At 61.6% G+C, this 12812-nt stretch carries 13 protein-coding genes; 9 read left to right on the top strand and 4 right to left on the bottom strand.

Annotated features, from left to right (window positions below; translation table 11 throughout):
- Positions 1-13: 13 nt before the first annotated feature.
- Positions 14-862, bottom strand: coding sequence for a universal stress protein (locus AB4Y97_RS02550; protein ID WP_441997437.1), 849 nt, complete (start codon positions 860-862; stop codon positions 14-16).
- 179 nt (positions 863-1041) lie between these two features.
- Between AB4Y97_RS02550 and aac(3) the strand changes: the two genes are divergently transcribed.
- Entirely contained in the window at positions 1042-1893 is an 852-nt protein-coding gene (aac(3), locus tag AB4Y97_RS02545) for an aminoglycoside 3-N-acetyltransferase (protein ID WP_441997436.1), read from the top strand.
- An 81-nt stretch (positions 1894-1974) separates the two neighbouring features.
- Here aac(3) and AB4Y97_RS02540 read toward each other — a convergent pair whose 3' ends face one another.
- Both AB4Y97_RS02540 and AB4Y97_RS02535 read right to left on the bottom strand, forming a co-directional pair.
- Positions 1975-3237, bottom strand: coding sequence for an AGE family epimerase/isomerase (locus AB4Y97_RS02540; protein WP_441997435.1), 1263 nt, complete (start codon positions 3235-3237; stop codon positions 1975-1977).
- On the bottom strand, positions 3218-4225 hold the full coding sequence (locus tag AB4Y97_RS02535) for a carbohydrate kinase family protein (RefSeq protein ID WP_441997434.1): 1008 nt from the start codon (positions 4223-4225) through the stop codon (positions 3218-3220). The genes AB4Y97_RS02540 and AB4Y97_RS02535 overlap by 20 nt, the downstream gene beginning before the upstream one ends.
- Before the next feature lie 211 nt (positions 4226-4436).
- On the opposite strand from AB4Y97_RS02535, the gene AB4Y97_RS02530 reads away from it, so the two are divergent.
- From AB4Y97_RS02530 to AB4Y97_RS02495, 8 genes are all read left to right on the top strand, one after another.
- Positions 4437-5264 (top strand): sugar phosphate isomerase/epimerase family protein, encoded by an 828-nt coding sequence (locus AB4Y97_RS02530; protein ID WP_441997433.1) that lies wholly within the window; start codon positions 4437-4439, stop codon positions 5262-5264.
- A gap of 23 nt (positions 5265-5287) precedes the next feature.
- Positions 5288-6325, top strand: a complete 1038-nt coding sequence (locus tag AB4Y97_RS02525; RefSeq protein WP_441997432.1) for a Gfo/Idh/MocA family protein — start codon at positions 5288-5290, stop codon at positions 6323-6325.
- Positions 6326-6481: 156 nt separating this feature from the next.
- A complete protein-coding gene (locus AB4Y97_RS02520) occupies positions 6482-7354 on the top strand; it encodes a shikimate dehydrogenase (RefSeq protein ID WP_441997431.1) in 873 nt (290 codons plus the stop codon).
- A gap of 61 nt (positions 7355-7415) precedes the next feature.
- Complete coding sequence (locus tag AB4Y97_RS02515) at positions 7416-8567, top strand: ABC transporter substrate-binding protein (RefSeq protein ID WP_441997430.1); 1152 nt, start codon at positions 7416-7418, stop codon at positions 8565-8567.
- A gap of 64 nt (positions 8568-8631) precedes the next feature.
- A complete protein-coding gene (locus AB4Y97_RS02510) occupies positions 8632-9507 on the top strand; it encodes a branched-chain amino acid ABC transporter permease (protein ID WP_441997429.1) in 876 nt (291 codons plus the stop codon).
- Positions 9504-10505 (top strand): branched-chain amino acid ABC transporter permease, encoded by a 1002-nt coding sequence (locus AB4Y97_RS02505; RefSeq protein ID WP_441997428.1) that lies wholly within the window; start codon positions 9504-9506, stop codon positions 10503-10505. Before AB4Y97_RS02510 ends, AB4Y97_RS02505 begins: the two co-directional genes overlap by 4 nt.
- Complete coding sequence (locus tag AB4Y97_RS02500; RefSeq protein ID WP_441997427.1) at positions 10502-11245, top strand: ABC transporter ATP-binding protein; 744 nt, start codon at positions 10502-10504, stop codon at positions 11243-11245. Before AB4Y97_RS02505 ends, AB4Y97_RS02500 begins: the two co-directional genes overlap by 4 nt.
- 43 nt (positions 11246-11288) lie before the next feature.
- A complete protein-coding gene (locus AB4Y97_RS02495) occupies positions 11289-11984 on the top strand; it encodes an ABC transporter ATP-binding protein (RefSeq protein ID WP_441997747.1) in 696 nt (231 codons plus the stop codon).
- A 34-nt stretch (positions 11985-12018) separates the two neighbouring features.
- Here the strand turns inward: AB4Y97_RS02495 and AB4Y97_RS02490 are convergent, their stop codons facing one another.
- Entirely contained in the window at positions 12019-12780 is a 762-nt protein-coding gene (locus AB4Y97_RS02490) for an IclR family transcriptional regulator domain-containing protein (protein ID WP_441997426.1), read from the bottom strand.
- Between the last annotated feature and the right edge of the window lie 32 nt (positions 12781-12812).

Below are 12812 nucleotides of genomic sequence, written 5' to 3'. Positions count from 1 at the left end.
GATTTCTTGCGCCTCAATGGGCCATGAGGATCGGGAACTCGGAGCCCTCCAGCATGTCGCGTGTTGCGCCTCCGAGGATCCATTCCCGTGCGCGGGAATGGCCATAGGCGCCCATGACGATCACGTCCGCGGACATCCGGCGCGCCTGGTCGAGAATGATCTCGCTGACCGCACGCCCGCCGCTTTCGAGCAGACTGACCTCCACATTGGTTCCATACCGGTCGAGATGCCGCGCGAGGTCGATATCGGGCGCGGGCTGGCCGCCAGCGATCTCCGTCTTCGGGTCGACGACGAGGACGTCCGTGCGGGTGGCCTTTTCGATGAAGGGAGCCGCTTCGGCAACCGCGCGCGCCGTTTCGCGGGTGTCGCGCCAGGCCACGAGGATGCGCCGGACAACATCGGAAGGTTTTCTCCCGGGGGGAACGACGTAGATGCCGCGCCCGCTCTCGAAAAGCACCGCCTCGAAAAGGTCGTCCCATTGCATCGCGCCGTCGCCGTCATAAGGGCGCATCGCCACGAAGAGGTCGGCCCGGCGTGCTTCGGATGCGGCATAGTCAGCGAGCTGATCGAGGGTACCGTCGAGCCGGCGGATCTCGTTGGGCACGGAGAGGCGGGAGAAACGCTCCGAGAGGCGCTGTTGAACACGATCGCCGTTATCTCGGGCTTCCTCCTCAAGGTCGGCAAGCACCTGTGCGGCTGCGGCGCCGCCATCGACCGGCGTCAAGGTCGCAAGATCGGGGAGGGGATTTGTGAAGAGGCCTGTTATATGGGCCTGGGTCGTGGCCGCGATGGCCTCGGCATGCTCCAGACGAAGCTCGTCTTCCGGGCTTCCATCCAAATGAACCACAATATCCCTGATCATCGTATGCTCCGCGCCGGCGCTGGAATGGGCAGTGGCAATGCCGGCCGTCCCCTGCTCTGCGGTCATCCAAAGCCCGGAATTGAGGCTTGTCCTTGATTATACGCAAAGCTCTACGGTTGCGGTGACGCGATTAGGACTTATCTCTCAATGGCCCGAAAGGTGAAGATGAGGGCGATGACGTGACGGATGCAGCACTCTTTAGGACCCGCGCGTCGCTGCGGGAGGATATCAGGCGCCTGGGCGTCAATCCCGGGGATATCGTGATGGCCCATGCGGCCGTGAGCCGGGTCGGACGTTTGCTGAACGGTCCCGACGCCCTGATCGGCGCGCTTCTCGATACGACAGGTCCCGATGGCACGATCCTCGCCTATACCGACTGGGATGCCTGCTATGACGAACTCCTGGATCAGGAGGGGCACGTTCCGGCTGAGTGGCGCGAGCATATTCCGCCATATGATGCAGGAGTCTCCCGCGCCGCGCGGGACAATGGTGTGTTGGCGGAGTTCCTTCGCACTTGGCCTAGTGCCCGGCGCAGTGGCAATCCGGCGGCATCGGTCGCGGCGGTCGGCGCGAAGGCGGATTGGATCACGTCCGATCACCCTCTGGATTATGGATATGGCGAAGGTTCGCCCCTCGCGAAGCTTGTCGCAGCGCGTGGCAAGGTCCTGATGATCGGAGCGCCTTTCGATACCATGACTCTGCTCCACCATGCCGAGCACTTGGCACGCATCCCGGGCAAGCGTATCCGGCGCTACGAGGTGCCCTTCGCCACGAAATCCGGCACGCAGTGGCGCATGGCGGAGGAGTTCGAGACTTCGCTTCCCGTCGTTTCCGGTCTCGGCGACGATTACTTCACCACGCTCGTGGCGGAATTTCTCGCGATGGGCCGGGGCGTGCAGGGCCATATCGGCGATGCACCGGCCACGACGGTCGAAGCTGCCGCCATCACCGCCTTTGCAGTCGATTGGCTGGAAAGCCGCTTCGGCCGTTCCCCGAACGATGCGCAAGGGGCAGGGAAGGTTGGTCCATAGCTCGCGACTTTCGCCAGCAGCCCAAGTCGCCCCGCCTCCACGTGGTCGTGAGACAATCAGGCTCTTTGTCGATCCCGAAGCCTAACCCGCGACAGGATGGTTCCCTTGCGTGATAACCCGGGTGAGGCTTCCGGTTTCCGGGAAGAGGGGGATCAGACATGCTTGCAAGGCATGATAGATATCGGGCTTGCCCTTGAACAGGGTTCCAGCGGGCCGAAGATCTTCCGACAATTCCGGATGCCAGCCGCCGTATTCATGATCGATCAGATGATGAGCGGCGAAGCCCCAAAGGTGTCGATACCAGGATTCGTGGACGGGGCTCGGATCGTGCTCGCAGAGAAAGGATGCCGCGCCGATGGCCTCGGCACAGGGCCACCAGAGTTTCTGTCGCTGAACTGGCCTGTTGTCCCAGTCGAGCGTGTAGAAAAATCCACCTCTTTCCCTGTCCCATCCCCGATTGATCGATTGCTTGAACAGCATTCGCGACGCCTCGGGCATCCAGTCATGGCGCTTGTCGCCGAGAACCCACAGTTGAAGCAACAGCCTTGCCCATTCGAGCCAGTGGCCGGGCGTCGTGCCATAGGGGCGGAACATGTCATGTCCGCGATAATCCCGGTCCAAGGTCCAGTCGGAATGAAAATGCTCGGCAACGCGATATTCAAGCCCGGCTGCATGACGGCCGATAATGAGACTTGCGATGCGCTCAGCCTTATCGAGATAGGATCTGTCCTCGGTTGCCTCGAACGCCGCCATCAGCGCTTCCGTCAGATGCATATTGGAATTCTGCCCGCGATACTGGCTCAGTGGTGTCCAGTCGCGGGCGAATTCTTCGGCCACGGCTCCGTATCGATCCTCCCAGAAATGCCGCTTGAGGATGTCGGTCACGTCCTCCAGAACGCGGTCTGCGAGCGGATGTCCGACGACCTTCGCGCTTGAAGCCGCAAGCAGGACAAAGGCGTGTCCATACGCCTGCTTCGTGTCGTCGCGCGGTCCGTCATCATCCAGCGACCAGACATAGCCGCCATGTCTCGTGTCCCGGTGGCTGTTCCAGATGAACTCCATGCCGTGATCGACAATCACATCACAGCCGGGCCGTCCCAGCAAAGCGCCGATGGCAAAGCAATGCACCATGCGGGTGGTGCTGTGAATCTGGCGAACGGGATTAGCGGCATCCAGCGGCTGCCCGCTGCGATCAAGATTCAAGAATCCGCCGGCCGGATTGATACTCCGGTACTGAAAGAAATCGAACAGGCCATTTGCCTGATCGGCAAGCCATTGCCGATGTACGGGCCGGCTGCGCCAGGGCGAACCGAGAGGGGGAAGGCTAGGCTGAGCGTTTTGCATCGTGAGTTCCAGAGTCGAGTGCCTGCAATCCAGCCTGCGAGGCTCTCATTGCCACGAAGTCCATGACCTCGTCCCATGTGGGCGGGTTCGCACCGCGTCTGGTGCAAACGATAGCCGCTGCCGCTGCCGCGAAGTCGAGGGCCGCCGTGACCTGATCGTCATTCAACTGGGCAACGCATTGCGGAGTGAGAAACCCGCCCGCGTCCAGCCATCCAAGGATAGCGGCGTGGAAGGTGTCTCCCGCGCCCACCGTATCCACCACATCGACCTGCGGTGCGGGGCGCTCCACGATGGAGTTGCCGAACACAGCCAAGGGGCCATCCGCACCGCGGGTGACGATGACGAGTTTCGGGCCTTGGGCGAGCCAGACTCGTGCGACGGAAACGAGATCTCGCGTGGAATAGAGCAGCTCGATATCCTCGTCGCTCGCCTTGATAATCGTGGCATGGGCCAGGAGGCGCTCGAAGCGCTGGCGGAAAGCCCCTACATCGCCGAGCACCCGGGGCCTTACATTAGGATCGAGAGAGATCACGCGCGGTCCGGCTTCCCGGCGGAGCAAGGTCTCGATGGCGCTTGCGATCGGCTCGACACCGAGCGCATAGGAGCCGGCAGCAATAGCGGAAACCTCCGCTGGCAGCTCCGAGGGAAGGGCATCCGGCTTGAGAGCGCGATCCGCACTTTCCTCGGCATAAAAGGAATAATGCGGTTCGCCCGTCGCGCTCGTGGCGACCACGCTCAAGGTCGTACGGTTCACGCAGCGCCGCAGGTAAGTGGAGCTCACTCCGGCTTCCATGAGCCGGTTCGTAAGAAAGGTGCCGAAAGCGTCCTCCGACAGAGTCGACAGGAATGCAGCGGAGCGACCAAGGCGACCGAGCCCTATCGCGACATTGAAAGGCGAGCCGCCAGCCACAGCTTCGGCCGGAAGTCCAGCCGGGGAATCCGCTCCGATAAACAAGTCGATCAGGGCTTCACCGCAGACCAGGATCATGGAACTCCTCCAGGCGACAAGGCAATCGGTTCACTCGGATTCATGAGAGCCCCGTGGAAGGACACTCGGTAAGTTGCTTGGGATCGCAGATCACGTCAACGAATGCTATCGTCCGAACAGAACCTTCGCTGCGCCTGCCGCATAGGCATGCTCCATCCCCATCGCACCGTTGCCGGATTGCTATCATGGAATCGCAGGTGACTAAAACGTTATGAACCGGGATTTCTCTCTGGCTCACCTGACCGTGCTCTCGCTGCCGCCTCCGGGGATGGTCAGGGTTGCGGCTCGAACCGGCTATCGTTTCGTGGGCCTGCGCCTCATCGCCGTGAATGCGGAAAGCCCAGGCTATCCGCTCATGGCCGACAAGACGATGATGCGCGAGACGAAGGCCGCGATGGCCGACACGGGAGTCGGAGTGCTCGATATCGAGTTCATCAAGATCACCCCTGATATCGATGTGGCGGCCCTCGAGCCGTTCATGGCGGCCGGCGCGGAACTCGGCGCCCGTCATGTCATCACGGCTCCCTACGATCCCGATCTCGGTCGGCTGGCAGAACGCTTCGGTGCCATTGCCGATCTTGCGGGACGATACGGCCTCAGCGCGATCCTGGAGTTCTTCCCTTGGACCGTAGTGCCGAACCTGAACAAGGCGACATGGATCGTCGACGCCGCAGGCCGTGAAAATACCGGCATTCTTGTCGATGCACTGCATTTCGACCGTTCCGATAGCACCTTCGAAGAACTGGCCCGCATACCTGCCGCGCGATTGCCCTTCGTGCATCTGTGCGACGCACCGGCAGAACAGCCCACCACGACCGAGGGGCTCATCTACACCGCGCGATCGGAGAGGTTATTGCCGGGGGAGGGCGGGATCGATCTCGGCGGCATCCTGCGTCATCTCCCGTCCGAGATACCGGTCGCCTTGGAGGTACCAATGGAAGAACTCACACGAGACGTCGGCCCCGAGGAGGTGGCTCGTCGGGCCCGCGACGCGGCCCTGCGGGTGCTTGCTGGCATGAAAGGCCGACCCATCGATTAGTGGTCTACCGTCAGGGGGAATTCATGACGCAACCTGTTCGTCTTGCCATTGTCGGCGCTGGCCTGATCGGCCTGGCTCATATCAAGCGCGTCATGGAGGAGCCGGAGGCCATCCTTTCCGCTCTCGTCGATCCATCGGCGGCCGGAAACGACCTTGCCGCTTCGCTGGGCGTGCCCTGGTTTCCCGATGTCGAGGCCATGCTGTCCGCCGACAAGCCAGATGGGGCCGTCATCGCCACTCCCAATCAGCTTCATGTGTCGGGCGGCTTGGCATGCGTCCGCGCGGGCGTGCCGATCCTGGTCGAGAAGCCGATTGCGGACGATGTGAAAAGCGCGCAGGAGCTTGTAGTCACGGCCGAGCAGGCGAACATCCCCATCCTCGTCGGTCATCACCGGCGTCACAGCCCTCTGATTCAGCGAGCGAAAGCAATCATCGATTCCGGCCGGCTGGGTCAGGTCACAGTCGTGAACGGCCTGTGCTGGTTCCTGAAACCCAAGGATTATTTCGACGTCGCGTGGCGCCGCGAGCCCGGCGGTGGCGTTGTCCTGATTAACCTCATCCATGTCATCGACGATCTGCGCAACCTGTGTGGCGAGATCGCTCGCGTTCAAGCCGTGACATCGAATGCCGCCCGCGGCTTCCCGGTCGAGGACACGGCAGCCATTCTCCTGCATTTCTGCAATGGCGCACTTGGAACGCTTTCAATTTCCGATGCCGCGGCAGCCCCCTGGAGCTGGGAGCTGACGGCAGGCGAGAACAAGGCTTATCCGCACACGGATCAGTTCTGCTACCTTATCGCCGGGACCAAAGGCTCCGTGACCGTGCCGCGTCTCGACGCATGGTGGCATGAGGGAGAGCGGGGGTGGTGGTCGCCAATCGCGTGTGAGCGGCAGATCGTCCCTGAAGAGGATCCGCTTACCCTCCAGATGCACCACTTCTGCCAGGTGGTAAAAGGTCAGTCCGCGCCCTTGCTCGACGGGAGAGGGGCCATGCGCACGCTCGAGACGACACTTGCCATCCACGAGGCCGCACGGACCGGCGGAATTGTCGAGCTTTCCTAACCCCAACGAATAGATCGTCGCTGGCCCGTTACTCAAATGAGGCGATCACTAATTTGTTCGTATAACGAACAAGGTTCGCATAGCGTTCACTCTTTTGTTCGAGTATGAATTCCTCAACAATAAAGATAACTTTAGGGAAGTAGCGCCGAGGGTCCAATGCCGCCTCTGGAAAAACGCCGCGTTTTGCTTGGTTTGATCGGCTCACCGATCAAGAGTTCGGCTTCGCCGGCCATGCATGAGGCTGCTGCCGCGGCTGCCGGGTTCAAAGCGTTCTACCACCTCATCGATGTGGCCGGTGCGGATCACAAGGCCCTTCGGCTCATGCTCGAGGGCGTGCGACGGCTTGGTTTCGCCGGCGTAAACATCACGTTCCCCTACAAGGAAGCGGTCCTTCCGCTTCTCGACGAGATCGTTCCGGAAGCAGCCGCGATCGGCGCCGTGAACACCGTTGTGGTCCGGGATGGACGGCTCGTCGGTTACAATACGGATACGACCGGATTCGAGCGGGCGCTCGCCGAAGTCATTGCGGCGGCGCAGACCCGACCGGTGGCGCTGGTCGGCGCCGGCGGAGTCGGCAAGGCTATCGCCTTTGCATTGGCGAGGCAGAACGTTCCCGAAATTCGCATCGTCGAACGCGACTCTGCGAAGGCGGAAGCTTTGCTCGCAAGTCTTCCGGCAAGTGCAGGCGCGCGCATCTGCGCAACCGTGGAAGAGGCTGTCGCGGGGGCTGGAGGCCTCATCAATGGCACGCCGGTCGGTATGCTTCCCAATCGCGATACGCCCGTGCCTTTGTCGCTGATCACCGCCGATATGTGGGTCGCCGACGCAGTCTACACTCCGCTGTGGACGCCGCTCCTGGGGGGCGCGCGACAGCGCGGTGCCCAAGTCATGACAGGCCGAGAACTCGCGATCTTCCAGGGGCTTGATGCGTTCAGACTCTTCACGGGCGTGGAAGCGTCTCGTGAGGCCGTGAGCGCTGCTTTCGATGCTGTGATGGAGGAACGCGCATCCCGGGCAACGGCGGCCTGAGGGCCGAACGTCCCCTTTGAAGAACCACTAAAACAACTTTCTTGTTAGGGAGAAAACGTCGATGAACGTCCTGAAAGTCGCCCTTCTGATCGCCACGGGGCTTAGCAGCGCGGCCTATGCGCAATCCGGACCGCCGATCAAGCTGGCGGATGTGGCCGAATTGTCCGGTGCGGGAGCCACCGTCGGCACCAACTGGAAAAACGGAATCGATCTCGCCGTGGCGGAGATCAATGCGAAGGGTGGCGTGCTCGGACGCAAGCTCGAGGTCACTCATGCCGATTCCCAGTCGAATCCCGGCGTGGCCCGCGCGCAGGTTCAAAAGGCTCTCGACGACAATCCTTATGTCCTTCTCGGCCCCGGTTATTCCGGCTCCATCAAGGTGACGGCGCCCTTGGCCAAGAAAGCGGGGATCGCGGAGATCATGGGTGGCGAAGCGGCCGATCTGACGCAGGCCGGCAATGAATATGTCTTCCGTACCTCCTTCGGCGGACAGTCGAGCATGCCGAAAGTGGCCAAATACATTGCCGACGACCTGAAGGCGAAGACCGTTGCGATCGTTTACGTGAACAACGATTTCGGTAAAGGCGGTCGCGATGTGATCAGCAAGGATTTCGCCGAGCGCGGCGTGAAGGTCGTCGCGGACCTTTCCACGGAGTCGGGGCAGGCGGATTTCGCGGCGGATGTCGGCAAGATCAAGGCGGCAAATCCCGATGCGGTGTTTATCTACCTCAATGAGGACGAGAGCGCGCGTATCCTGAAGGAGCTTCGCCGTCAGAATGTGCAGGCGCCGCTGATCGGCGAAACGACGCTGACGGGCCAGAAGGTCATCGAGCTCGCGGGCGATGCCGCCAATGGCGCTCGGGGGCATGTCGGTCTGACCACCGATGCACCAGTGCCGGCGATCCAGGCGTTCAGGGATCGCTTCAAGGAGCGCTACAACTACGTACCCGATCATAACGGCATCAAGGGCTACCTCTCGGTCTATATCGTCAAGGCCGTGACCGAGAAGATGGGCAAGGTAGATCAGGCGAACTTCGCCAAGACCTTGCACGGCATGACGATCACGCCCGAGCAGGAGCCCGGAATTCTGATGGAAGTCACCTATGACGACAAGGGTGACATCGATCGTCAGAGCTTTCTCGTCGAGGTCGAGAACGGCAAACAGGTCGTGAAGAAAGTTCTTCCGAAGCTAGGAAAGTCCGCGAGCAACTGAGCCGCGGTCATAAGAAGACGCGCGGGGTCGGCCCTCAGGCCGACCCCAACCGGGAGCGCGATTCATGTCGAACTTTATCAATCTGATCATTGCCGGACTTGCGACAGGCGCGATTTATGCGCTGATTGCAATCGGCTTCACTTTGCTCTGGCAAACCTCCCAGACGATCAATTTCGCCCAGGGCGAGTTCGTCATGGCTCCGGCATTCTTCATGTTGGCAGCCGTCAATGTCGGGCTGCCGTTCTGGGTCGGCATTCTGTTCGGCGTTGCCGTATCGTTGCTCGTGCTCGGCTATGGCTTCAAGCGGCTACTCGTCGATCCCATGTTGCGCCACGGTGTTCTACCGCTCGCCATAGCCACCATGGCCCTGTCCATCTTCATCAAGGAAGGGGTGAAAGATCTCTTCTCGGCGGAAGCGCAACCTTTCCCGTCGATCATCCCGGCAACGGATATCAACCTGTTCGGCACCGTCGTTTCGCTGCAAAGCATCGGTGTCCTCATCGTCGCGATCCTCGCGGTGGCTGCCCTTCAGCTCCTGCTGACCGGAACCTCGACGGGCCGTCAGATGCAGGCCGCGGCGCAGAACCCGGCTGTTGCCCGCATTCTCGGCATCCCCGTCGAACGCATGATCCTGTACACCTTCCTCATCAATGCGGGCCTCGTTGCGCTCGCATCGCTCCTGGTGACACCGATCTACCTTGCCAAGTTCTCGTCAGGCGAAGTGTTGGGCCAGGCCGCCTTCATCGCGGCAATCGTGGGAGGGTTTAATCAGGTGCGGGGGGCCATTGCAGGCGGGCTTCTGCTCGGCGTGGTCTCGAACCTGGCGGCGGCCTACATCTCAACGCAGTATCGCGACGCGATTCCGCTCTTCCTCCTCATCGCAGTCATTCTCTTCCGGCCGCAAGGACTTTTCGGCCGAGCCGAGGAGCGCACAGTATGACGACCTCACGCAATGTCCTCGTTGCCGTCGGTCTCGCGATTGGTTTGGTTCTCCTCATCGCTGCACCGATGGCGTTGAACCGCTACGGGATCTACATCCTGAGCATGTGGGCCGTGATGACGATTGCGGCGATTGGGCTCAATCTGACTCTCGGCTATGCGGGCCAGGTCTCTCTCGCGCAGGGTGCATTCGTTGGGGTCGGCGCCTATTCCGCGGCTCTCTTGACCACGCAGGGATGGCCCCTCATTGCGGCACTCGCTCTGGCGGTCGTGTTATGCTTCGTGCTTGGCTGGCTTCTCGGATATCCGGCTCTGCGCGTCCAGCACCATTACCTCGCCTTCGTCACGCTGGCATTCTCGACTCTGGCCTATCTGGTCTTTCGCAACGAGGATTGGCTGACCGGGGGCATTTCCGGCATCACCGATGTTCCGCGCCCGACGATCTTCGGCATTTCGACGGATAAGCCGGCGGCATTTTTCTATCTCTGTCTTGCCTCTCTCTGCGTCGTTACGGCCCTGACCTGGTGGCTGATACGATCTCCCTGGGGGCGGGCATTCCTTGCCTTGCGCGAAAACCCGATCCGGGCGCTTTCGCTCGGCGTGGACACGCGGCGCTATATCCTCATGGCCTTTGCGATAGGTTCCGCGCTCGGCGGCGTTTCGGGCGTGCTCTATGCGCCGCTTGTGGAATATGTCGATCCGACCCCGTTCACACTCGCATTGTCGCTCAACCTTCTGATGATGGTGATCGTCGGCGGCTCAGGCTTCTTCTTCGGCCCCTTCCTCGGTGCGCTCATCGCCGTACTTCTGCCCGAATGGCTTCGCTTCACGCAGGGACTTTATTTGATCATCTATGCGTTGTTCGTGATGGCGCTTCTCGTCTACTCGCCGTCTGGAATCCTCGGCATCCTCGATCGTTACCTGAGCGACCGCCGCACGCGCGCGGCCTCGGCGGCTCGGGCCGCCGCTGAACCCACCCTTACGGAGCCAGCCCAATGAAGCCCGTTCTCGAAGTCCAGGGCATCCGGAAGCGCTTCGGTGGCATCACGGCGGTCGATGGCGTATCCTTCGAGGTGCATGAGGGCGAGATCCTCGGCATCATCGGCCCGAATGGCTGCGGTAAATCCACCCTGTTCAACTGTATCCTGGGCCAGCTGCAACCGACCGAAGGCGAGGTGAAGGTCGACGGGCGCGTGACGACCGGTATGCGGGCCTGCGACCTGAACCGCCTCGGCGTCAGCCGGACCTTTCAGCTGTTGCAGGTATTTCCTCAGCTCAGCGTCCGCGAGAACCTGATCCTGGCGGGACAGGAGCATAAGGGCACGATGCTCTCCCGCCTTTTCGGCGCGCCTGATGCAGGGCTAGGCGCGGCTGCCGATCAGATGATCGGCTTTTTCAAGCTCGGTCATCTGGCAAACGAGCGGGCGGGCGGCCTTTCTTATGGGCAGCAGAAGCTCCTCGACGCCGCGATGGCTTTCATGGGCGGACCTCGTCTCGTCCTCCTGGACGAACCCGCTGGCGGTGTGAACCTGACCATGCTGGCGAATCTCAAGGAGCGTCTCCGGGCCATCAATGTCGAGCAGGGCGCGACCTTCGTCGTCATCGAGCACAACATGGACTTCGTCATGTCGCTGTGCACCCGCGTTCTGGTGTTGGCGGAAGGCAAGGTCCTGGCCGAGGGGGCTCCCGCAATCGTCCGCAGCAACCCTAAAGTGATTGAGGCGTACCTTGGACACTAACCCGATTCTGGAAGTCCGGGACGTTGTCGCAGGCTATGGCCGGATGACGATCCTCAACGGCACGACTTTCGATGTCCCCCGCGGGTCGATCACAACGGTCATTGGTCCCAATGGCGCGGGGAAGTCGACCGTATTCAAGACGATTTTCGGGATGCTTCCGGCGCGGACCGGTTCGGTCCGTTTCAACGGCCAGGACGTGACGAACTGGACGCCGCGCCGGCTGCTCGAAGCCGGTATCTGCTACGTGCCGCAAGGGCGCAATATCTTCCCGGAAATGTCGGTGCGGCACAATATCGAGTTCGGCGCTGTCGCGGCGGGCTCGTCTATTACCGATATGCCCGCCCGCATCGAGGCAGCCCTCGACCGCTTTCCAGCTCTCCGCAAGAAGGCGAACCACCAGGCGGGCACGCTCTCGGGAGGCGAGCAGAAGCAGCTGGAGATCGTGCGCGGGCTTCTCCTGGATCCGAAACTCATTCTCATCGATGAGCCCTCCATCGGCCTCTCGCCCATGATGGTGCAGGAAACGTTCCAGATCCTTCTCGAACAGCGCGCAAAGGGCGTGTCGACTCTCATGATCGAGCAGAACGCCCGCTCCGCGCTGGAAATGTCCGATTATGGCATCGTGCTTGAGCTCGGGCAGACCCGCATCGTCGACAAGGCAGCCGCGATCCTCAAGGACCCGCGGATTGCGCAGCTCTTCCTCGGAGGGTCCATTGAGGAGCCCATCGCGACGGCGTGAGCCGAGCCGGCCAAGTGCGCAAACGCGCCGCCGGTCATTGCTGAATGCTAAGCTGGATCTGACGAGCCGCCCGGCGCAGGGGAGGGAGGTAGGCCTCGATCATCTGCGCTTCCGAAACGCGAGCCGCCTGCGCGGAAATGTTCAATGCAAGGCGCGTCGGAGACCGGCCTTCGACGAGCACCGAAATCGCCCGAAGACCAAGTTCGAGCTCTTCGGACACCACGACATAGCCCTGGGCACGCACCTGCCGCAGGCGTTCCTTCAAGACTTCCTTGTCGGTGATCGTACGGTCCGTGAGGGCCTCGAGTTTGGTGCGACTGAAGAAGCGCTCAAGCTCGTTATGAGAAAGCTGCGCGAGGAGGATTTGCCCCATCGAGGTTGCGTGCGCGGGAAGGCGTGTTCCCACGGCAAGGCCAATCGTCATGATGCGGTGGCGGGCCGGCGACCGCGCGACGTAGATGATATCGCTGCCATCGAGCATCGCGGCGGATGCCGATTCATCCAGTTCGCGCGTGAGATCATGAAGGATGTCACGGATGCTCTCGAGCTCGGAGACGCTGGACAGATACGCGTGACTGATCTCCAGGACAGCCGGCGTGAGTTCGAAATACTTGCCGTCGGTGCGGGCGAAGCCCTGTTCGCACAAGGTATACAGAAAGCGGCGCGCAGCCGCCCTGGTCATGCCCGTTCGCTCGGCCACGTCGGTGATCGTCTGTCGACGGCGCTCCCCGCCGAAGCTGCGCAGGACATCGAGTCCTCTCGCGAAAGATTGCACCGTCTCGGTCTTGCTGCTCATGGCATCGTTCGCCTTACGAACAAATTTTTATA

Origin of the sequence: Microvirga sp. 2TAF3, assembly GCF_052114965.1 — a bacterium.
Classification (GTDB): Bacteria; Pseudomonadota; Alphaproteobacteria; order Rhizobiales; family Beijerinckiaceae; genus Microvirga.
This window is presented reverse-complemented; position numbering and strand designations above follow the sequence as displayed.